The 24,274-nt window shown below is 44.4% G+C and carries 11 protein-coding genes; 5 read left to right on the top strand and 6 right to left on the bottom strand.

Annotated elements, in window-relative coordinates:
- The first annotated feature begins 8 nt into the window (after nucleotides 1–8).
- Nucleotides 9–1,508 (top strand): arylsulfatase, encoded by a 1,500-nt coding sequence (locus tag QNH28_RS17110; protein ID WP_283907753.1) that lies wholly within the window; start codon nucleotides 9–11, stop codon nucleotides 1,506–1,508.
- 53 nt (nucleotides 1,509–1,561) lie between these two features.
- Here QNH28_RS17110 and QNH28_RS17105 read toward each other — a convergent pair whose 3' ends face one another.
- The gene (locus QNH28_RS17105; RefSeq protein ID WP_283907752.1) at nucleotides 1,562–3,016 is read right to left on the bottom strand and encodes a sulfatase family protein; all 1,455 of its coding nucleotides are present in this window, start codon (nucleotides 3,014–3,016) and stop codon (nucleotides 1,562–1,564) included.
- Nucleotides 3,017–3,170: 154 nt separating this feature from the next.
- On the opposite strand from QNH28_RS17105, the gene QNH28_RS17100 reads away from it, so the two are divergent.
- Both QNH28_RS17100 and QNH28_RS17095 read left to right on the top strand, forming a co-directional pair.
- Nucleotides 3,171–4,931: a glycoside hydrolase family 35 protein gene (locus QNH28_RS17100; RefSeq protein WP_283907751.1), complete on the top strand. Its 1,761-nt coding sequence runs from the start codon at nucleotides 3,171–3,173 to the stop codon at nucleotides 4,929–4,931.
- 213 nt (nucleotides 4,932–5,144) lie between these two features.
- Nucleotides 5,145–5,912 (top strand): DUF817 domain-containing protein, encoded by a 768-nt coding sequence (locus tag QNH28_RS17095; RefSeq protein ID WP_283907750.1) that lies wholly within the window; start codon nucleotides 5,145–5,147, stop codon nucleotides 5,910–5,912.
- A 1-nt stretch (nucleotide 5,913) separates the two neighbouring features.
- On the opposite strand, the gene QNH28_RS17090 is transcribed toward QNH28_RS17095, so the two are convergent.
- The gene (locus tag QNH28_RS17090; protein WP_283907749.1) at nucleotides 5,914–6,729 is read right to left on the bottom strand and encodes a helix-turn-helix domain-containing protein; all 816 of its coding nucleotides are present in this window, start codon (nucleotides 6,727–6,729) and stop codon (nucleotides 5,914–5,916) included.
- A gap of 178 nt (nucleotides 6,730–6,907) precedes the next feature.
- On the opposite strand from QNH28_RS17090, the gene QNH28_RS17085 reads away from it, so the two are divergent.
- Nucleotides 6,908–7,732: a phytanoyl-CoA dioxygenase family protein gene (locus QNH28_RS17085; protein ID WP_283907748.1), complete on the top strand. Its 825-nt coding sequence runs from the start codon at nucleotides 6,908–6,910 to the stop codon at nucleotides 7,730–7,732.
- Here the strand turns inward: QNH28_RS17085 and QNH28_RS17080 are convergent.
- The 4 genes from QNH28_RS17080 to QNH28_RS17065 form a co-directional block, all read right to left on the bottom strand.
- A complete protein-coding gene (locus tag QNH28_RS17080) occupies nucleotides 7,725–8,750 on the bottom strand; it encodes a serine hydrolase domain-containing protein (RefSeq protein WP_283907747.1) in 1,026 nt (341 codons plus the stop codon). The two genes, QNH28_RS17085 and QNH28_RS17080, sit on opposite strands and share 8 nt — an antisense overlap.
- 46 nt (nucleotides 8,751–8,796) lie before the next feature.
- Nucleotides 8,797–9,624: a MerR family transcriptional regulator gene (locus QNH28_RS17075; RefSeq protein WP_283912185.1), complete on the bottom strand. Its 828-nt coding sequence runs from the start codon at nucleotides 9,622–9,624 to the stop codon at nucleotides 8,797–8,799.
- Between the two features lie 195 nt (nucleotides 9,625–9,819).
- On the bottom strand, nucleotides 9,820–15,006 hold the full coding sequence (locus tag QNH28_RS17070) for a right-handed parallel beta-helix repeat-containing protein (protein ID WP_283907746.1): 5,187 nt from the start codon (nucleotides 15,004–15,006) through the stop codon (nucleotides 9,820–9,822).
- A gap of 228 nt (nucleotides 15,007–15,234) precedes the next feature.
- Nucleotides 15,235–20,037, bottom strand: a complete 4,803-nt coding sequence (locus QNH28_RS17065; protein WP_283907745.1) for a galactose-binding domain-containing protein — start codon at nucleotides 20,035–20,037, stop codon at nucleotides 15,235–15,237.
- A 475-nt stretch (nucleotides 20,038–20,512) separates the two neighbouring features.
- Between QNH28_RS17065 and QNH28_RS17060 the strand changes: the two genes are divergently transcribed.
- Nucleotides 20,513–23,686: a pectate lyase-like domain-containing protein gene (locus QNH28_RS17060; protein ID WP_283907744.1), complete on the top strand. Its 3,174-nt coding sequence runs from the start codon at nucleotides 20,513–20,515 to the stop codon at nucleotides 23,684–23,686.
- The last annotated feature ends 588 nt before the right edge of the window (nucleotides 23,687–24,274 follow it).

Below are 24,274 nucleotides of genomic sequence, written 5' to 3'. Positions count from 1 at the left end.
GCGAATTTATGATTGACACTAATCTGGACGATCAAAATGGCTCAAAGCGGCCTAACCTATTGCTTATCACAGTGGATCAGATGCGTTTTGATTGCCTGAGCATCATGGGACATCCCGTCGTTGAGACACCCAACCTGGATTCTCTTGCATCAAGAGGGATATTATTTGAACACGCTTACTCAGCTACCCCGAGTTGTATTCCCGCAAGGGCTGCTATCATGACAGGAATGGGCCAAAGATCACATGGGCGGGTGGGTTATCAGGATAAGGTTGAATGGAATTACGCCCATACGATTGCCGGAGAGCTTGCTCAAGCTGGTTATCATACGCAGTGTGTTGGCAAGATGCATGTATATCCTGCACGTAATCTATGTGGATTCCATAATGTAGTGCTTCATGATGGATATCTTCACTACAATCGGGACAAGAGCCAAACTTTATATGATGAACACTATGATCAAGTGGATGATTATTTACAATGGCTGCGAAGACAAACCAATGCCAATTCGGATATCACTGACTTAGGACTTGATTGCAACGCCTCAACGGTTGCTCGCCCCTGGCACTTGCCGGAAGCAATGCATCCAACGAATTGGTGCGTAATCGAGTCGCTAGACTTTTTACGAAGAAGAGACCCTGGAAAACCATTTTTTCTATGGTCCTCCTTCGTTCGTCCACATTCCCCATTGGATCCGCCGCAATGTTATCTAGATATGTACATGGACATGGAATTTCCAGATCCCCCAGTCGGAGATTGGGTGGACGAGAAAGCAGCATTCAACAGAGCTAAGGATCCGACATCTCCGTTCACTCATTTGCCAAAGCGCAGATTGGATCGTTCCCGTGCCGCATATTATGCGCTAATTACGCATCTTGACGACCAAATTGGGAGGTTGATCAATGGCCTGCAGGAATATGGGGTTTTAAATGAAACTTTGATTCTATTTACTTCTGACCATGGTGAGATGATGGGGGATCACCATTACTTCCGCAAATCACTTCCTTATGAAGGAAGTGCTAAGATTCCTTTCATAGTGTTTGATCCGGGAGAAACGCTTGGACTTCTTGCAGGCTCCCGGCTTGATTCCATTGTAGAGCTTCGCGATATTATGCCGACGTTTCTTGAAGCTGCTGGCGTCCAAATACCAGTTACAGTAGAAGGGCAAAGTGTGTTGCCGCTGTGTAAGGGAGATCAGATAGTGTGGCGGTCTTATATTCATGGGGAGCAAGCCTATGGAGAAAAGTCTCACCACTTTTTAACGGATGGAAGAGAGAAATTCATATGGCATTCTCAGACAGGCGAAGAGCAGTACTTTAACCTAGTGACCGATCCCTTAGAGAAGGTTAATGCAATCGGATGTACCGATAATTTAGAGCGTATACGTGAATGGAGAGAGCGTCTTATTCACGAGCTGGGGGGACGAGAGGAAGGGTTTGTAAACAACGGCGAATTGATTGCCGGACGTCCAATTTCTCATATTCTAAAGGCATCCGAATTGGGGAAATGATCATAACTTAGGGCAACCTGAACATTCGGGGTGCCCTTCGCATGTGTTTTGATTTACCAGCTACTCCGGCGTTCTGGCAAAGGATCCTGATCTTGAATCATTCGATGGACGAGCAATTCTACCATCGAATGGCGAATTTCACTATAATCGGGATCTTCAAAACGATTGTGGTTTTCATGAGGATCCTCTTTTAGATCATATAATTCACCGTAGGTCTCTCCTGCAAAGATAACTAGCTTATAACGTGTAGTTCGCAAACACTTAGCGTTTATGCCTCGATCATGAGCAATATAATCGGTTAGGGCAGAATTACGTACATGGGACTCCCTGCCAGCTAGCACTTCCATCTGTGACACGCCTTGAATTCCGTAGGGGCATTTGAGACCTGCGGCTTCAAGCAGTGTGGGGACAATATCAACATGTTCCATCAAAGCAGAAACTCGTTGGCCAGAAGCAATTCCTGGACCGCGTACGATCATCGGGATCCGTGTTAACCCTTCATAAAACCACGGCCCTTTGTAAATCAGTCCATGGTCACCGAGCAGCTCTCCGTGGTCGCTGGTGAACAGAATGACTACATCATCGTACACTCCTTTTTGACGCCAAGCTTCTATAATTCGTCCGATCTGCTCATCAATGAAGCTAATCATCGCATAATAATTTCGAATGAGCCGTTTCATAAGGTCTTCATCAAGAGAATGCTCCTCACCGCCGCCAGGCCAATACCCTCCCTGACCCTGACGCAGCAGATGCTGAGGACGAAGATGCACGTCGTCTGCTTCCCTGGCTGATGATGGAATGTCATTGTCCGCGTACATATCTGCATAAGCTTTTGGAGGATCAAAGGGATGATGTGGATCGACGAAACTGGACCATAAGAATAACGGTTGCTCGGTTTTGTGGGAGAGGATAGCCTCGATGCTTCGTTCAGCAATCCAGTATGACTGATGCAGCTCCGGAGGAATTTCGCTCTCCCACACATCGTGTTGAGCATCGGAGGCTCTGAAACGGTCCTTGCTGAATCGTTCCGCTACTTCCGGGTTGCGCTCCCTAAGCCACTCGATGTATTCACCAATGCAATTGTCTTCAGTAATATGATGTTCATCGAATCCGTAATATGTTCCATCAGAAGCTCTTCCGCGATCGCGATAAGCTGGCTCTTCATATTCTTGTGAAAAGTCTGGCTTCATTTGAGGTCGAAAATGCATTTTTCCTATACCGATGGTTTTATAATCCGCTTTCTTTAAATAGTCGCATAAGGTAAGTTCATCTTCTTTTAGTGAGGTACCTATGTTCCAAGCACCATGAACATGCGGGTACCTTCCCGTAAAAATGGAAGAGCGTGAGGGCGTGCAAACGGGACTAGCGCAGTAAGCTCTGGTGAAGAGCGTGCCTTCCGAAGCAAGCTTGTCAAGCTCAGGTGTTAGTACGGAAGCATTTTCGGTTCCAAGTGCGTCCGCACGCATTTGATCTGTGGTAATTAACCAAATATGAGTTCTCTTTGACATCCGTAAAAACCCCCTATGAATATAGTGTATAGCATCACAAAAGCCTCTAGCAACCAATGAATTCTCCATATAATTCATTAGAATCGTCCATATGGGTTGATGTTTTTATTACCTATAATTGAATAGTCTATCTCAATGTTGGAGGAGAAATTTTATGCGAAAGTTATCCATATCAGGGGATCATTTTATATTGGACGAACAACCCATTCGGGTGCTTTCAGGTGCGCTTCATTATTTCCGGATTGTTCCGGAATATTGGCAGGATCGGTTGCTAAAGCTGAAGGCTTGCGGTTTAAATACTGTTGAAACCTATATTCCTTGGAATATACACGAACCAGAGGAAGGTTACTTCAATTTCGCAGGCTTTGCTGACATTGAGGCTTTCGTTAAGCTTGCCGGAGAGCTCGGTTTGCACGTGATCTTGCGACCAAGCCCTTATATTTGTGCGGAATGGGAATTTGGTGGATTGCCAGCTTGGTTACTTGCAGACGATAACATGCAGCTGCGCTGTAATGATAAGGTCTATTTGTCTAAGATAGATGCTTACTTCGACGAATTGCTTCCACGTTTACGACCTTTGTTAAGCACTAACGGTGGTCCCGTGCTCGCCCTTCAGGTAGAGAACGAATATGGGAGCTTTGGAAGTGACAAGACTTACCTGAACTATCTAAAAGAAGGAATGATCGCTCGTGGCATGGATGTTCTGCTGTTCACCTCAGATGGAGCTGAAGATCATATGCTCCAAGGCGGTATGATCGACGGAGTGTTCGCCACAGTGAATTTCGGTTCAAGAGCAAAGGAAGCCTTTGCTAAACTACGTGAATATCAACCTACGGGACCGTTGATGTGCATGGAATTCTGGAATGGATGGTTTGATCACTGGATGAAACCGCATCATACCCGTCCCGAGTCTGAAGTAGCGGAGACTTTGGACGAGATGTTGGCTTTAGGGGCATCTGTAAATTTCTATATGTTCCATGGGGGGACGAATTTTGGATTTATGAATGGGGCAAATCTTTTTGACAAATATGAGCCCATCGTAACCAGCTACGATTATGATACGCTCCTGGACGAATCAGGTAAGCCAACTGCAAAATTCTTCGCAGTTCGAACAATAATTGAGAAATACGTGTCGTTGCCGCCATTGGAATTACCGCCGGTAATTCAGTCACGAGCTTACGGTAAAGTGGAGATGACTGAAGTAGCGCCTTTGTTCACTCAGTTAGACGCTTTGGCTCACCCTGAACGTAGAGCATGCCCCGAGCCAATGGAGAAATTAGGTCAGGATTATGGGTTTATCTTATATTCAACGAATATCACCGGACCGCGCTGCGGTATGGAGCTCATTTTGCAAGAAGTACGCGACCGAGCGCTTGTATTTGCGAATGGTACCTTTGTCGGTACAGTCGAACGCTGGGAGCCAAGAGGAATTCCATTAGAAGTCCCGATGGAGGGACTGCAAATCGACATCCTTGTGGAGAACATGGGGCGCGTAAATTATGGCCCTCTGCTTAGAGATCCGAAAGGCATAACATGCGGCGTTAGACTCGGTTATCAATTTTTACATGATTGGACCATTCGTTCTTTGCCGTTAACCGATCTTAAAGGATTATCATTCACACCGATAGATTGCGAAGAACGTCATCAACCAACTTTCTACCGGGGGAGCTTTCAAGTCATTGAGCTGGAGGATACTTTTTTGCGACTGGACGGATGGAGTAAAGGTCAAGCTTTTATAAACGGGTTTAATTTAGGTCGCTACTGGGAGAAGGGTCCAACTAAAACGCTGTACTTACCAGCTCCGCTTCTACGCCAAGGTGAAAACGAACTAATCTTATTCGAACTTCATGGCGTAGTGAAGCCAGTTGTTTCTTTTGTGGATGTACCCTATAATCTTCCAAGTGAATTTTACTAACGAATTGATTGTGCAATTGTCTTTTAGAAGCACCGAATCAACAGAGCCTATAGCTACTGTTAACTCGGTGCTTTTTTTCTCACATAACGACCTAGAACTTGAAATAACCTAAAATAAGAAAGATTAACGAGAAACTTTCTCTTTTTAAATAGGAATTTCACCTTTATTCTTGAATCGTAAGATGAATTGGGCAAGAAGAGGAGATAACCATCATTGAAATCAATCATTCAACTACTGCACTTTGGCTATCATCAGGCGATGAGCTGTATATTTCCTGTGGCGATCTTTGGAACTTTAGCAATCACGAGCGTAATCGATATCCCTTTATTTTGTCGTTATGATGCCATTCTACTAATACTGCTTGGTGTGCAATACTTTATGTACCGCAGTGGTTTAGAAACACTTGATGAAATCAAAGTTATCTGTATATTTCACGTTATTGGTCTGTGCCTAGAATTATATAAAGTTTGGATGGGTTCATGGGCATATCCTGAGCCTGGATTTACGAAGATGTTCGGTGTCCCACTGTATAGTGGTTTTATGTATGCGAGTGTAGCCAGCTTTATGTGTCAGGTATGGCGGAGATTGCGAATGGACATGACAGATTGGCCTGGGTTAATACCTTCGGCGTTGCTTGGAGGAGCTATCTATTTAAACTTTTTCACTCATCATTTTATTCCAGATTTTCGTTGGTGGCTGACGGCGCTAGTATTTATCGTCTTCCGGAAAACACGAATTATATATCGGGTAAGAACTACAACTTATCGGATGCATCTATCGGTTGCTTTTCTCCTTGTAGGTTTTTTCATCTGGTTAGCGGAGAATATCGCGACTTTCTTTGGAGCTTGGAAATACCCAGATCAAGAGCAAACCTGGCAGCTGGTTAGTTTCAGTAAGATCAGCTCATGGTTCCTGCTAGTAATCATTAGCGTCATCATCGTGGCGCAGCTTAAATATGTAAAAGCTAATCGAACACAATGATTTAGCCTTCTTGTCTTGAATTGTTAAGGCGGCGATATGATGTTGGAGATAAACCGTAGCTCTTTTTAAACCATTTTGAAAAGTGGAACTCATCATAAAAATGCAGGGTAGACGCGATTTCCTTCACCGACAAAGTTGTCGTATCGAGAGAGGCTTTGGCGGACTCAAGCTTAAGCCTTAACATATAATGGCTTGGCGACAGCCCAGTGACGGAACGAAAGCGGGTAAAGAAGGACGTGCGGGATAAACCGCTTTGTTTCACCAGCTCATCGACACGGAAGGGCTTGTCAATATTTTTATGCATGTAGATAAGGATCTTGTTTAACTCCGTATGACGGAATGTATCGGTTAAAGATTGTTCTCTGGCGAAAAGGAGCAGTATTTCTTGTAGCATTATATTTGCAGAATAAGCGTAACCAGTCGGCTGTACGATCAGATTGTCGATTATCCGCTCACAAAGTTGAATAGCTTCAGTCATTTTCCCTGTTGGAACAACTTCACTGACCGGAAGCTGGAGAAAGTGAGCCATGTCCAAGCTACTAAAGTCAATAAAGTAGAAATTCCATTCATCATTTTGACAGCTATAGTGAGACGGAATAGCTTCCTGAACGAAAAAATATGAATGGGCATGTAGTTCATATTGGTTTGTTAATTGAGTTAAGGTTCCTGTACCTTTATAGGTGATAAACAAGCCGGGTGCTTGGAACCCCTCTCCTTTGCTGACCTGATAGGTGTCGTTTGCTTGCACTTTCCAGATCGAGGTGAAATTACAGGGTGGAATAGCTGGCTGTTCTTCTAAACCATATGGGATGTTCATATAGGACACTAATCTATCACCTCAAATAAGTTCTGAAATACATTGAAGTAGCTAGTTATTCCAAGTATTTAAATCATTTATTGTACAATTATACATGAAATAAATACTGCCATCCATGGATGAACACATTCATTCAACCTACAATCAATCTATAAACTCAGTAGGGAGGTGGGGTTCAATGTTGGTCAAGGTAGGAAGTCGTGAATTAGAGATGAATGGTCCACATTTAACTGAATTGAGAAGTTCCAACGATATTATTCAGGATATGGGCGCGCTACGTCAGCGGATGGAGGAAGACGGGTATTTGCTGATTCGTGGGTTTCATGACCGGGAGCAGGTGCTGCGGGCAAGAATAAGTATTTTGGAGAAAATGGACCGAAACGGGAAGATAGATCGAGATACATTGCTTGAGGAAGGCGTTATGGCCGACGGCAGCAGAAGTATTTTTATGGGGGGGACAAATGAGGACTTACCAGAGTTGCTTAACGTATTAAACGGGGAGCATGTGATGCGCTTTTTCGATGAATTCCTTCATGAGAAATCTCTCACTTACCAATATAAATGGCTTAGAGCTGTTGGTAAGGGAGATTTCACAGGGGCTCACTATGACATTGTGTATATGGGAAGAGGAACACAACATGTTTACACAGTTTGGTCTCCTTTAGGAGATGTTTCGTTTGAGATGGGCGGTCTTTCCGTTTGCCTCGGATCGCACCGATTTGAAGATTTAAAACAATCCTACGGAACGAAGGATTCGGACCGGGACGGCATTGGACATTATACAGATGATCCGCTTGTCATCACTGAAAAATATGGAGGCAAGTGGGCGACAACGGAATTTCAAGCGGGAGATGTGCTTATTTTCGGCATGTATTTGCTCCATTGTTCGCTCGAGAATACGTCGAACCAGTATCGAATCAGCGTAGATGCGAGATACCAATCGGTAAATGAAAAGGTAGACGAAAGATGGAGCGGTAAAAAGCCGCGAGGTCACTTTAAATAAGGCCAGGAATAATACAATCTTTAATCAGTGTCCACCGATCACTAGGATGCATAATGAATTCCGATGCTATGGCTACGACAAGGTCTTTCTCTGGAATACAACAAATGATATTACCACCATCACCTAATGCTGAGTAGGCAAAAACTCCATCTTCATTGCGTAGCCACCAAAGATAACCGTAATGATTGGAATTCATCGTTGTTGATGCATCGATCCAAATCTCTGAAATGATCTGATGATTATCCCATAGACCACGATTCAGATATAGGTATCCAAAACGTGCCATATCTCGTGGATTTAATGTAAGACCCCAGCCACCAGTGGAGATATGGTTGGGGTCTTCAACCCATCCCTTTACATGTACCCCAAACAAATCTTCAAACCCAAATGATTTCATTTCATAATCCGGGATTTCCTTCATGCCGATAGGTTTGAATAATCGCTCGTTAGCAAACTCACGGGCACTTTTTCCTGTGCAACGGGTGATGATAGCTGACAGCAAGTGCGCCCCTGCGGTGGAATATTTAAAATCTCCAACGTTCCCTTGGTGGCCAAGGCTGTCAAGTGTGTATTTGACCCAGTCAGACGATTTACACAGTTGGTCTAGTGGTTCGTGCCAGTCCTCGAAAGCATAGGGAGCTGTCATGGTGAGCAAATGGCGTATAGTGATTTCTCGTTTTTGCAGATTGGCAGCAGCATCGTCGGGAACATAGTCGGGGAAAAAATCCAACACCTTCTGATCAACATGCTTGATAAATCCTGCATCTATGGCAATACCGATGAGGGCGGATAAGATGCTTTTCGTTACAGAAGCCACATGATGCAGATCATTCGGGCCATAGCCATTGAAGTATTGTTCATAGGCAATCGATCCATTTCTCACTACTACAATTCCGTTTACGTTGCTATAGTCGGATTTAATCTTCGCTTCTAGTGCTGGAAGCTGTTCAGCATCCATTCCTAAGGTAGCCGGATTTGACGTTTGCCAGTCTGTCGTGGGCCAGTAGTTTCTATTCATTAAGGTAACTCCTTATATCCAAATTTTTGTGTGAATATCAGTGTGGCTACGATCTTTTCTTCACAGGAAAATACACCTCAGTAACAAGATCCTCAGGATCAGTAGTTTGTGTGGGGTCTGTTAGATATTTTTCATAGGGTGAGTTCACCAATTCATAGCTTTCATTTTCTATCCATTCTGTGAGCTTCGCATAAACTGATGTTAATTCTGAATAAAGGCCTTTATAAATCGACTTCGCACATAGCCCTTCACGTAATTCTCTCGTTCCCTTTACGATCTCCTTAATAGGTAGGGCAAACTCTGTATCATTCCCGGCAGGATTATATTCTTGGCTGTGATAAATTGTTATTGGCGTGCCAAGTAAGGTCAGCTGTTCAGAAGCAATTGTTTCATATAGTTTGCTAAAATACTTTCCATATCCAAGCGCATAGTCATCACTGCTCAACATTTGACGTGTAAAAAGAATATGCATTGGTTTGGTTTCAACAAGTTGGACTTCTATTTTATTTAGGTAGGACATCATAGATATTCCTTTCTCTAAATTCAATACATCACTACTGATTTGTTTTAGGGTATATTCATAAGTCCGTAGTTTTTCCTGTATTTCTCTTTTTTTGAGATTTAGGGCTGTATAAAGTCTCTCTTCAGATTGATCCTGTTCCCATTCCATAATGTCCTTAATTTCTTCAAGCGAAAAATGATAAGATTTCAAACGGTTGATAAAGAGCATGTTTGATAGTTGTTTGATAGAGTAATACCTATAACCGTTCTCAGGATTAATCTCATCGGGATGAATTAATCCAATTTCATCATAATACCGCAGTGTTTTGGTTGACACTTCGCATATCTTCGAGAATTCTCCTATGGATAGCAACAATCTCATCTCCATTTCTTCGATATTTAATGATATATAAACTTTGAATTTCACTGGTTTGTTCAATTCCACTATGCACCTTCCCCTTAGGGTAAAGTCAATAGCAAACTATTGTACCCATTCTAAGGTTACGTCTCCCAACAAAGAACCCCAAAAACCACATGGATATGATTTTTGGGGTGCTCTATTTTGTATTTATTTTTGTATAAGAATTCTGTAAATCAGCATGGCTGCTTCGGCACGTGTGGAATGGGTAGTTGGCATGAGCTGCTGCTGAGCCTCTCCTTTAATGAGACCTGCTGCTACCAGCACCGCTACATCATTTACCGCATATTGAGCGATTTGGTTATGGTCAGTAAAGTCAACTAGTGGTGTAGATGATGAGGGAGTAGAACTCAACTTTCCTGCTGCCTTCAGTGCTCTAGCCACCATAACAAACATCTCTTGTCTAGAGATGGATTCATGCGGTTGATAACGTCCATCGGTTTGACCCCTAATGATTCCTGATTTCTGAGCAGTCATAAGTCCCTCGTAAAAGTAATCACTTGGTGACACATCAGAGAAGCCGTTCCCATCTACTGCAGTGAGTCCCAAAATTCTAACTAATAAAAGTGCGAAATCTGCGCGAGTAATCGCCTGATCAGGTTTGAATTCTGTTTCTGCTACGCCGTTAATGACGCCTTTAGATGTTAGCACTTCTACTACGAATTTCGCCCAATGTGAATCAGATATATCCCTAAATGTTTTGTGATTGTAGACAGCTGCATACTGGCCGAAAGAAGCTGTTGTCGAGAAAATAGCTTGCTTCCTTGCTGCATCATAATCTCCATTTAATATTGGTTGAATGTTTCCGTTAGCGTCGATGTTCCACACGACAATAAAAGCATTGTTCGTTGCAGGTACTGCTGCTGGATGAGGAAGCCCAATCTGTATAGCTGATTGTAGAGTGTTCAAAGGAATCTTTACTCCATCCAAGCGAAGCGCATATTCGATGAGAGAACTTTCTCCTAGCTTCGCTTTTATTTTCCCTACGGTATCGACCGTTCTCAGTAGCAAAGTAACGGTCTTCACTTTGTCTATCATATTCGCCGGGAAAATACTATCTGGCAACAAGATGGTAGCTATCGATGAATTGATCTCAAGCTGTAAGGTAGAAGTTCCTGTATGAAATGCAGTAGCAGGGAGTGTTATTTGATATTCCTTTACGTCTGTGGATGGATCAACCGAGAGCTGAATTCGGATCGTTGTATTACCAGTTGAAATAGGCTTTGCTAGAGTAATTATCCTCTGAAAGGAGGATTCATTCAATATTGCGCTTGCTGTTCCTGCATCCATAGAAATAGGAATGTCAACCCTTACACTACCGTCTAACAAGAGTACAGTAGTGGCTGAATCCTCAACAGATGAGCTGGAACTGCTTGAACTCGATGGAGAAGTCGGGCTTGGTGAAGTGGTCGGAACTGGTGAAGCTGTAGGACTAGGTGAAGAAGTCGGAGTCGGCGAAGTGGTAGGACTAGGTGAAGAAGTGGAACTTGGTGTTGGGCTTGGCTCCGGCTCCTCAAAAGGAATGAATTTCAGGAAGCCACCCCAGATGACATTACCCTCCATATCCCGCATATAAGTACCTACCGGTATTAAGCTGACAAAGTTTGAATCCGAGAGCTGCTTACCAGACTTATTGGCTGAGATTGTCCCGTCATACATAAAGTTGTTGTCAGTAGCCAAAGAGGAAGGATATTGGTCTTTCCCGATGTTGTTCGTCCGGTAGGATAAGAAGCCGTCGATCTTAAAGTCTGCTGTAATATGGTCATAAGTTGTAAAGCTCATATTTCCGCGCGCATTGTTGAAGCCGATGTTGTTGATGGCAATGACGCCTGGATTACTGTTGCTTGTAAAACCATATGCACCATTGCCGAAGGCGATAGAATTACGGATGGTATGAGTGACATGAATGCCTTCACCACCCAGCTTAAATCCGTTCTTGTCACCAGCGCCTATGGTTCCATCCGTTAAGAATCCGTTGTTAAAGGCTGCACTATTCTCAATCAATACAGGGCCGATGGCACCTGAACCTGCCTTTGTATACAAGTCCCAGCCATCGTCGATATTGTTATGTGCTAGGCAGCCTCTAAAAATATTACCAACACCAGCAGTCAATTTCGCTGCGAAACCATCGGCATTATTGTCGGATGGATCGCGGTTATCAAAGGAGGTACTGTTCAGAATTAAGTTGTAAGAAGGCCATCCAGCTATTTCTTGTGCCGTTCCGTCTGTACGGCTGATTTGTAGGCCAGTGTCACCATTCGCATAGAAACGGCTATTTTCAACGATGTTATAGTTACCACCAACTGTAAAACCTTTGGTATTCCCAGCCGAGCGGGTGATATCTAGACCCTTCACATGCCAATAGTTCCCGCTGAGAAGGACACCTTCTGTTTTTTTGTCAAAATCAATTACCGGACGTGCACCTGGTGCAGCCTCCAAGTATTTCTTTGCGGTTGCTTTACCGTCATTGTACTTTTTAATTTGGAGTGGTGATTTCCGCACATAACGACCATCAAGCACGATAATGTGTTGACCTGCCTTGACGAAATCAATCGCGGTGTCGATATCAAGCGGGAGATCTATCGTTCCATCACCAGCACTTGTTCCGGTTGGAGATACATAAATATCTTCATCCTCACGGTAGCTATTCATTGTGACTGTGAAGTTAAGAACGATCTTATCATATGAGGTCAAATATTGAGTATCGTCTGGTAAAAAAGTAATACTGAAGCTCGTATCTCCTAAATTCGCAAGCGTTGCTGGAATAGTGAGTAGTTTGTTGGCTTCAACTTCGATATCCTGCGCGATGATCACAGATCCTTGCTTCAAAGTTACTGTTCCATTGACATTTGGGCGCACAATCATTGGATACGCTGGATCTGATGTCTTGTTAAGGGATAATATACTTATGCTAGGGGTATCCGGCGCTGATGGTGGTTCCACTTTGGGTGAGTCCGTAGCCGCTGAAGTCACCGTTAACTGGATATTACTGATATTGATCGTAGCTAGACGAGCTGCATAAAAGCCGACATACATCTTGGAATCTTGAACCTTAAGGATATCTGGCGTAAAGATTATAGATTCCTGACCATTATTCAGCTGACCCTTAAAACCGCTATTCGTCTTAGAAAGCGTTAGTCGGTAAGGGACTACAGGGGCTGTGTTGTTAGGTGCGGGACGTTCTTTTTTGAGCATGATCGTTTGAATTCCTTTACTCCCGGTGCCATCAGACTTTTCAACGCCGGATCGAACAAACAGCTGAGTACCGAGATCACTTCTTGTACCTCCGCTGTAGGCGCCAATGGCAGCAATATTTGAGGCGAATACACTAGAATTTCCGGGTGTACCTATCGCGTCACGTGCCATCATGCCGAATGATTCTTGACCGTCATATGGAGTTTTTGCAAAAGCCAACACTTGGATATCAGCTGATAGAATGAAATTATCCTCTGACGCATCAAGCTCGGTGTAGTAGAAGGTAATGCCATCATGGTCTTCGGTGACCTTACCGCCACCTTCCAACGCGATGAGCTCTACTGACCCATCTTCTTTTAGAATAGTCTGGTTATTAGCGGTTGATGTGGATTGTCCGAATTGGATACTGTGCCATACGGGCACAACCTTTTCCCTGACTGTGACAGAATACGTAATCGGCTTAAGAGATGAATCCGTAGGGATAATGCTGATTTCATAAACTCCAGCCTTTTTGTTATCGAACTGAGAAGTGTCGAGGGTGTAGCTACTTAGAACTTCTCTATCCGAATTGTCATAGACTTTAGAGACGATCAAATGGTTGCTGTCAAAATCTTCGTTTAAAAAGAAAGTCGTTGCTGGATAGCGGGTTACTTCGATACCAACGAGCTTCTTATTTTTAACCTCAACTTGGAAAAAAGCGGTTAATCCTTTATGAGTTACTGTGATTTTTTTATCTCCCGGAGTTAAGGTGTCGAGCGAAGAGACGGTATATTCATTTTTCATGAGTCGTATCTGAGTTCCATCAGAATAATGAGCATAAAGGACAAGCCCTTCTAGTTTGATGGAATCACCGATGTAATAGACCGTTTGTTTAGGCTCATTTTGAATTTCTATACTGGATAACGTAGCAGCTTTCACTTCCACATTAAAATTAGTGGTGACTGCAGGCGCCTCTGTTGAAGTAATGGTTACCTCATATGAGCCTGACTGTCCAAACAGATACGGTGCTTTATCCGATACCGGTTGTCCGTTAATAGAGAGGGAGTAGAGGTCATTAGTCAGTTCTTTAGTTAAGAAACCATCATTATAATTGGCAGCAAGAACAAGACCCTCTGGATCAAACGTATCCCCTGGATAATAGATGGTTTTTGCTGGATCATACTTAACGGTTAATGAGGTCATAGTTAACGGAACGATTTGAACAATTATTTTTGCGGAAGCACCGTTATAATTAATTGTTACTGTATTTTCCCCAACCTTACTGCTATCAAAGCCAGTAACAATATAATCAGAAGAGGATAAAACAGCTTCACTATGATCAGAAAAAATAGCTTTAACGACCAGTCCAGTCAAATCAAGAGATTCACCGACCAGATAGGAGGTTTTGGTCATCGCACTTGCATCAGCAACTAAGCTGGAGACCGTTTTGGACTCGACCTTAATGTTTACCTCGCTAAAAGTTACGGTTGCATCTCTAGCTACGTAAAGCCCTGCAAAGATCGAATCAGTGAACGTATCGTCCAGGGTCACAATTTCGGTTTGGTCATCAATACTAAGAAGATAAGTATTGCCCGATTTTTTTATGCTGAGATCATAGGCTTCACCCGCAGTAGGGACGTTGAACCCGCTAAATGGAGTGAGCTTTGCTTGTGTTATTTTTTTATAAAAACCTTTCATCACCTGATCTAACGCACCAACCGCTACGTAATTAGACGTTATCGTACTAGAATCGCCGTTTATGCCAATGGTATCTCTTAGCATAAGTCCGAAGGATTTCTGGTTAGGTGTGCTAACGCTGCTATTGCTATTAAATGAAGTGACTGTAGCTTTTGCTGTTAGTTCGAAGTTAGCGTCAACAGGAATCTCTTTGTAGTAAAAAGATAATCCTTCATCGCTGCTGGAGATTTTACCGCCGTAAGTAGTCATTGTTACCGAGGTCTGATCCTGAGCAACAGGCTCGGGGTTCTTAACGGGCGATGTATTTCCCCCGAAGGCGCTAAATGCCCAAGGCCATTCACTATGGATGTTAATCATCCCATCGTAAGGATCTGTGACCTCCTCTGCATACATGAATGGTGGAAAAGATGAAACCAAGAGTAGGAAGGTTACGAGCATGGCTAATAAACGTTGTTGTTTTCTCAATGATTAAAACCTCTCCTTATTTGATCGATTTTTGATCAAAACTCAAGCTTGATCATCCGAGATTATACGTTATCGCTGAAAAGTACAGCTATAATCAATACTCCATATAACGCTGTATACAAGGGAGGTGAGGGAGGATGTGAGTTAATGACACTCGGTTTATGCGAATTCAATAAAAAACGGAGAACGTCTAATGAGCATAACTCAATAGTCGTTCTCCGCTTCAAATTATCTGAAGTTCATGTAGTTGAAATTCCATCCATTCGTTAAAGCATAAACACGAAGGGTTTGAGTTCCGGCACTTAATGTGACGGTAGCAGATACCGTTTGCCAGGTTTGGAAGCTGCCCGTATTAGGTGCGGTTACAATTGCTAACACATCCGTACCCTTCATTAACTGAAGCTGTGTATTGTTATAAGGACTCGCTAATCGAAAATCAACGGTATAAGTTCCAGCTGTCGCAACAGTTACCGTATAATCCATCCAATCCCCGTTATCGGTGTAGCTCACATTCAATGTCCCTTCGGAACTTTCCTCCGTTTGTATGCCATTCATAGCAGCGAAGCTTTCGGCTTCGATCTTACCAGGTATAGCATTTCCAGCAGGTAAATTGATTGTAAAAGAAGCAGTCGCAACGTTGGAGTCTGGCATTCCGGCTTTGATCGCTATGGCTTTGATAACAGTAGTACTGGATACTGAAAAAGGATTACTGTATGACGTAGAGCTTGAATTTGGCGTGCTGCCATCTGTGGTGTACTTAATCGTAGCCCCCGGAGTTGCTGATGTCAGAGTAACGTTTTGGGCTGAAGTAAATACACCACTTGCTGGACTGAATTCTGGTTGCGCTACTTGATTAACAACATCAGATCCATAGACCTCGAATTCCCAGAGGGAGTACCCGTATCCTGTTGTTCTTGCCGTACCGGACATTCGAACATACTGTCCGGTTACCGGTGTTGTAAAGTTGATGGTCTCGATTCCACCAGTTCCTCCAGTCTTAGAATAGGCATCTGTCCAATTTGCTCCATCGGTGGAAACTTGAATTTTGTAGTCTTTACCTGCTGCGGTTTCCCAGTTGAGCTTAACACCTGTAATGCTGTAGCTAGATCCCAGATCAACTTGAATCCACTGCGGATCACTGAAATCAGATCCCCAGCGAGTGGATCCGTTGCCATCGACAGCAGCGGATGCTGTATTTCCACCTTCTGAGCTTGAGGCACTAGCCGATTTGTTCAAAGCTAGGTTCAAAGAACTCGCGCTTATTGTGATTACAGAAGATGAAACGATAGAATCTGTCATTCCTGTTTTAAAGGCAATAGCCTTAATAGTAGTTGTCACCGGCACATTGAATGGACCGGTATAGAGAGTGCCATTATTAGCTGAAGGCGCCGAGCCATCTGTCGTGTAACGGATGCTGGCACCTTGTGTACTGCCAGTGATCGATACATTTTGTGCTTCAGTAAAGGTTCCGGTCGCAGGTGTTATAACAGGCGTAGTGACTTGTGTTACCACATTAATTACGTAGGTGGAGCTCGTAGTTGCAGAATCTTTCATTAGTTCCTTGAATGCTTTGGCCTTCAGCGTCATATTCTCTGTCACGGAAATAGGAGATATATATTTCGTTGATGATGCATTAGGTTCACTGCCGTCCGTTGTATAACGGAGGGTTGCCCCTGCTGTAGAGCTGGAGATCACCACCGATTGAACCGACGTGTAAGTTCCACCTGCTGGACTAAAGCTTGGCGCTGCAACTTGGTCATTGGAAGTTGGTGGCTGGATACCATTGGCAGGGTTAGCTACCACTGTTTTCTTGGCAGGAACGGTTACTGTACCTACAATTGTACCGCTTGCGTTCCGGAAGAGCGCATATATAGTCTCGTCTGTAGGATTCCAGATGTTGGCCGTATAGGTTCCGTTCTTCTTGAATACTTGATAAGTGGACCAGTTAGAAGACCAAATATCTGATGAACGTGTACCAAAAGCATTCATAGCATGGAGGAACCAGTATGTGTTCGCCCATTCTTTTTTACCATTGTTATCGTCGTTTGCAATTTTGATAGGATCCCATTTCGAGAGTGCATCTTGTGCATTACTGAGTGCCTCGAATGGCCAAATGATATGATACCAGCCGGTTTCAGGACCACCTTTATCTACCTTAAACGCACTATAGACTCTGCCTGCCGCATCGGGTCGAAGACCTAGATAAGACATGTACGGTGCAGTTGGCAAAAATTGAATGCCATAAATGTTATCCGCAGCGGCAGCGAAATAAGTGCCATAGTAGTTCTTGCTACCAAATACTTGCCCAACGACTCCATGGTTATAGTTAGGAAGCCAGTTATCTTGGTCATAATTGAACCAGTATTGCATGACGGAATTCGTTTCTAACGCGTAAACCCACATTCCGGCATCTCGGTAGGCTTTGTTATTTGTAACTACACCCCATAGATATTCACCCGCATAAGCGAACAAAGCTTCAGATGTAGCTTCCTGATTGTTACCGTCGTAGCTGTCACCATAACCTCCAGCCCACGATACACCCTCATAAGGATCAAATGCTCTCATGTATGGATACATAGAATCTGTGCGTGAAGGATTTCCTACATCTCGAATCAGATGTTCGACGATTCCACCATAGTTGTTCACGAAGTCTTTATCGTATGTGCCCAGAATTGCGGAAGCGTAGATATAATAGCCCCAGACATAATGATGGTCGGACATCCATTTGGCCATGCCGTGGTCTCCGCCATCTCCCTGCATAGCACCCCATTCTGGTGTGTAATAAAGGTAATAAGGGTAGTCATCCGGCCATCCTCCACTGTAGGTATACCAGTTGGTTAAGATGTTTTTCAAAATAGATAAGGACTTATCCCGGATAGCAGTTTCCCCTAGCTGGTCTGCAATAAGTATACCTTGCGCGAGTGGTTGCAGGTTCTTACCTTCCCAATACGGGTCATCCCACATGTAGTTATTCTCAAGCATTTCATTCATGGTATTAAGATAACTGATAGCATCCGCTCTGTTGTAAGAACTGGAGGCTGTTGGTTCACCAAACTGAGGGATAATGCCGGTGAATTTATTGTCAGTGGAGAATGTATTTCCTTCATGAACCTTCATTGTTCCGCGGATGGACGGATAAGTATGCGCGGTCAATGAGGTGGCTGGAGTAATAGATTTCCATTGGTTCGGCAAAAGCGCCATTAAAGTGTCTGACGAGAAGCCACTGCGTTTAAGCTGCACCGCTGAATTATAGGTTGTCACGACTGAACCGGTTTCGTCTTGAACATTGTAGCTGGCCTTAGTATCCGTAACGAAAGCGTAAGCATGCTGGTGATAGTAGTTAAGCTTATCATTTGCTGGTAGGGTGCCGATGGAGAGGTATTTTTCCTGGTTGCCTAAATGAATTGTTAGTTTACCAGCTTCTCTATTGAATACGGTGCCAGCTGGAGCGAACAATCCATAGGATCTAGTTTTGCTGTTGCCTCCGCTGTCTACGTTGGCGACTTCGACCCCAATATGATCAGCGGTAATGGAAGAACCATCGGCGGCCAATATTGTTGCATTATTATTATCAAAGAAACGAGTGGAGGTGCCATTCAATACCAGGAAGGGAGCATTTGAATCCGTAAATTCATTATAAAAATAGGGAGAACCTTTGACTAATGTGGTTTTCATCTTAAATGTATTGTCGTCACTCAAAACAGCTCTAACTGAATAATCCCCGTAACCGTCTACTTTTGAAGACATGTTCAGCGGATTAATATTGTTCGCCATGAGATAGAAATCAGGTGCGCCAGCAGTACTGACGGTTTTTCCATCCACTGACACAAATCCAGCTCCGGGATTCATGACGCTCAGACCTTGGTCCGTATATTGCGTACGCAGAGGTAGAGCTACAAGTCCGTCACTTAAGCGTTTGATGAGAATAGACTGCCACCATCCGCCCGAAGGTATTGGTCCTGTTACGTTGGCTGTTTTGTATTCCGGATAGGTAGGGGTGTAGGTAGTGATGTCATTTGTTTTGTAGCTTCCAGCACCTACATTTACGATTTGTGGAACGGGTTTATCTGGGATATGAGGCGCTGGGACAGGATCGCCATTCACATAGTCATAGATTTCAAATTCATACAGAGAGTACCCGAAGGCTGATCCTCTTGCAAAACCATCCATTCTGATATATCGCCCATCAGCTTTAAATTTTATCGTCTCCACTCCGCCACGTCCATATAACTGTCGATACACTGTCTTCCAGTTGGTTCCATCATTGGATACCTGAATGTCATAGGACTTACCGTACGCTGATTCCCAATTCAAGATAACGGTGCCGAGGGTGTGCACGCTGCCTAGATCGATGCTTATGGATTGAGGATCCCAAGCCTCTGACGCCCAGCGGGTTGTATAATCCCCGTCGTTCGCTTTTACTGCAGATACAATCCCGGGGTCTGTTGACCAAGATGGAACTTCCCACGTAGAAGCTGTTACCGGCTTGTTTACAGCAATATTAACTGGGGTTGGAGGCTGAGGTGTAGTGAATTGCCCGTAAACTTGGAATTCGTATAGCGAATATCCATAATCGATTAAGGCTCGTTGTGTGCAATACACACGTACATATCTTCCAGTACCTGAAAGATTGGTCAAGTCATTAATTCCGCCGTTACCTGACGCAGTAGAATAAATATCATTCCACGTGTTGGCATCATTGGATACTTGGATTTTGTAAGCTTTGGCAAAAGCGCCTTCCCAGCTTAAATAGACACGGCTAATATTTGCAACCGAACCGAGGTCGACATAGATCCACTGCGGGTCCATTTGCCAAACACTCGCCCAACGTGAACTAATTTTACCGTCTACGGCCCGTTCCGTTGAGTTATCGCCTTCGATTGATGAGGCAAGGACTTGTTTTCTTAGAGATAGAAGCTCGGGAACAGCAGCATGTGCAGGAGTAGCACTGAAATAGGCTGATAAGCTGAAAAGCATTACCAAGCAAAGCATCATAGCTATAATCCGTTTGAATTTACTTCGTTTATACACTCGTATTCCTCCTTCAGAATCTCTTGGTCCTCATAATCCTCATAAAACGAAAACACAGCCCTTATCAAATCTTTTGCCTACACCACCGTTCCTCTCTTTAAAAATGTAAACGGATACATATTTACGAAAATGATTGTACTTGAGCTTGGAAAATGATGCAATAACTCCAGACGCAAAGAAACATATACCCAAGAATATTAGTATGTACCACTAAATATTGGTATCGATGGATTACTGTTTCAAATGAGCGACTTTAAAATGGCTTTAAAATAGTTGAAATTTTGGCATATTAAACAATTTTAGGGTATTTACTAGATTGGTAACCGGATTTAGAGTAAAGAAGTTAGCTCTAAGTAAGCGCTATCAATTTCATTTAGGAGGATTGAAGAATATGTGATGACTTGCTAGTGGAACAGGCTGCCACAGGGTTTGAGACGAAGTCCATTATGGCTTATTAAGAGGAGGAATTAACTTTATGTTAAAAAAAGTTGTCTCTACCGTCTCCGCACTTGCGATTGCAGTAAGCATATCTACGATTAACCCTGCCATTACCGAAGCAGCACCAATTAGTGAGGCGAATACGTCTATTTTTGGTCCAAATGTCTACGTATTTGATCCAACGATGTCCGCTACAGACATTCAGAATATTACGTCATCCGTATTTAACACTTTGGAATCCAATGAATTCAGCAGTGATAGAAAAGCATTTCTTTTTAAGCCGGGTGCATACAACGTCAACTTTAACGTAGGTTTCTATACTCAAGTGTCTGGTCTCGGCCAAAATCCTAATGATGTTAACATCACTGGAGGATTGAATATTAATGCCGATTGGGATAACGGAAATGCCACCCGAAATTTCTGGCGAACCATAGAGAACCTTTCGATCACCCCTTCCAGTGGAACCACACAAATCGCCGTTTCTCAGGCGGCACCTCTTCGTAGATTACACATCAAAGGTCAACTAGATCTTTTTGATTTTGACTCAAATTGGAATGCCGGATGGGCCAGCGGAGGATTTCTTGCCGATTCTATCGTAGACAGTACAGTTGTTCCCGCTTCACAGCAGCAGTGGTTCTCACGAAATAGCCAATGGGGAAGCTGGTCGAATGGTGTTTGGAACATGGTATTTGTAGGCGTGACTAATCCACCAACAGGTCAATTTCCAGATCCGCCTTACACTGTTGTAGATAGAACGCCTGTTATACGAGAGAAGCCATATCTTTATATTAACGGTGCAGGTCAATACCAAGTATTTGTTCCATCATTACAAAACAATACGCAGGGCGTCAGCTGGGCAAACGGCCAAACACCGGGTCAATCGATCTCTATTGATCAATTCTATATCGCTAAACCGAATACATCGAGCGCAGCGGATATTAATTCCGCTCTAAGCCAGGGCAAACATCTTCTATTCACACCAGGAATCTACCATTTAAGTGATACGATCCGGATAACGAATGCTAACACCGTCGTGCTCGGTGTTGGTATCCCTACGTTGATTCCAGACAATGGTAAAGCAGTCATGTCAGTCAGTGATGTGGACGGAGTGAAGATCGCAGGTCTTACTTTTGATGCAGGCCCAGTAAATTCACCTTCTCTGCTGGAAGTTGGAGCCAGCGGTAGCGTGTTGAATCATGCTGCCAATCCAACATCACTTCACGATCTGACCTTTAGAACAGGTGGGGCTTCCTCAGGGAAAAACGATATCAGTTTAAAGATCAACAGTAATGATGTCATTGCAGATCAGCTCTGGATATGGCGCGCAGATCATGGGGCGGGTGCAAGCTGGACGTCTAATGTCTCCAAGAACGGTCTTGTTGTAAATGGTAACAATGTGACGATCTATGGTTTGTTTAACGAACATCATAATGAATATCAGACTTTATGGAATGGTAATGGTGGTCGAGTGTATTTCTATCAATCTGAAATTCCTTATGATGTTCCGAATCAATCGAGCTGGATGAGCAAAAACGGCACGGTAAATGGATATGCCTCCTATAAAGTGGCGGACAGTGTAACTAGTCATGAAGCATGGGGGCTTGGTGTGTATTCATTCTTCAGAGACGCACCAGTTAAGCTCGAAAGTGCGATAGAGGTTCCTAACGTACCAGGTGTGAAGATCCACCATGCCACATCAATATGGCTATCAGGTACGGCGGGCAGTGAAATTACGCATATCATCAATAATATCGGGGGTAAAGTATACGCTAATTCCCCTGCGGAAGCGATGAGGCAGACCCTTTCTGAATATTCAGGGAATGGCACTGTCGATACTCAAGCACCGAGTATTCCAGCGAATTTGACAGCGACAGTAGTTTCAAGCAGCGGCATCAACCTCAGCTGGACTGCTTCAACCGACAACGTAGGCGTCACCGGCTACGAGATTTATCGCGGGGGAAGTCTGGTGGGAAACACGGCAACAACATCTTTCAGCGACACTGGATTGACGGCTGCGACTGCTTACAGCTATACAGTGAAAGCAAAGGATGCAGCCGGAAATGTGTCAGCGGCGAGCAACACGGCTACAGCTACAACTCAAGCAGGAGGTGGAGGCACAGGGGTTGCACTGGATCGTTCAGGCTGGACGGCGACTTCTTCGCCGACTAGCGGAGACGTGCCAGCCAATCTACTGGATGGCAGCATGGCTACACGCTGGAGTACTGGAGCAGCGATGGTACCGGGGCAGTCATTCACCGTGGACATGAAAGCAGTGAAAAGCATTAACAAGATCGTGATGGATTCTACAGGTAGCGATCTGGATTATGCGCGTAGCTATGAGGTATACGTTTCAAATGACGGAACGAATTGGGGCAACGCCGTGGCAAGCGGTAACGGCACTGGTCCAGTCGTAACAGCGACATTTGCGCCTCAGAACGCGAGATACATCAAAGTGGTGCAGACAGGTACAGCTTCAAGCTGGTGGTCTATTAGGGAGTTTAATGTATTCGGTAGCACTGGAACTGGCGATAACCAAGCGCCGAGTGCTCCAGCGAATTTGACAGCGACAGTAGTTTCAAGCAACGGTATCAACCTCAGCTGGACGGCTTCGACCGACAACGTAGGCGTCACCGGCTACGAGATTTATCGCGGAGGCAGTCAGGTGGGGAACACGGCAACGACATCTTTCAGTGATACTGGCTTGACACCAGCAACTGCTTACAGCTACACAGTGAAAGCGAAAGATGCAGCCGGAAATGTGTCAACGGCGAGCAACACGGCTACCGCTACAACTCAGGCAGGAGGTGGAGGAACAGGGGGTGCACTGGATCGATCAGGCTGGACGGCGAGTTCTTCGCCGACTAGCGGAGACGTGCCAGCCAACTTACTGGATGGCAGCATGACTACACGCTGGAGTACCGGGGCGGCGATGGTACCAGGGCAATCGTTCACCGTAGACATGCAGGCAGTGAAGAGTATTAGTCAGATCGTGATGGATTCTACAGGTAGCGATCTGGATTATGCCCGTGGCTATGAGGTATACGTTTCAAATGACGGAACGAATTGGGGCAACGCCGTGGCAAGCGGTAACGGCACTGGTCCAGTTGTGACAGCGACATTTGCGCCTCAGAACGCGAGGTACATCAAAGTGGTGCAGACGGGAACAGCTTCAAGCTGGTGGTCTGTGCGTGAAGTGAATTTCTATAACTAGATAGCGGCGAATTTCTCCGCTTAGTGTTCGGAAAAAGACCATCCCAAAAGTCATCTCGTAAGTGATGATGACCGAAGGGATGGTCTTTTTATTATGGGGGTGTCTTAAGAGTAGTAAGAGTTGAGCTTTAATTGCTCAGTGTAGAGGCGATACACTTTCATTGCGAATAATATTAACATTCCATGATGGACAAAAGCCTACGAAAGGCGCGTTCTTAAATGTATAACTCCATCCACTGATCGCTGTAGATTTAACAAGAATTATTTGCGATATATGACGAATCTCGGTATAGGAATGAACCTTCGACCCGAGAACTGCGAACTGCGAACTGCGAACTGCGAACTGCGAACTGCGAACTGCGAACTGCGAACGCCGAACGCCGAACGCCGAACGCCGAACGCCGAACGCCGAACGCCGAACGCCGAACGCCGAACGCCGAACGCCGAACGCCGAACGCCGAACGCCGAACGCCGAACGCCGAACGCCGAACGCCGAACGCTGAACGCCGAACGCTGAACGCTGAATGCCGAACGCCGAACGCTGAACGCTGAACGCCGAACGCTGAACGCTGAATGCTGAAATCCGAAC

The organism is Paenibacillus sp. G2S3 (assembly GCF_030123105.1).
Classification (GTDB): domain Bacteria; phylum Bacillota; class Bacilli; order Paenibacillales; family Paenibacillaceae; genus Paenibacillus_AQ.
Note: the sequence above shows the minus strand (reverse complement) of the source record. Positions and strands in the feature narration are given on the sequence as shown.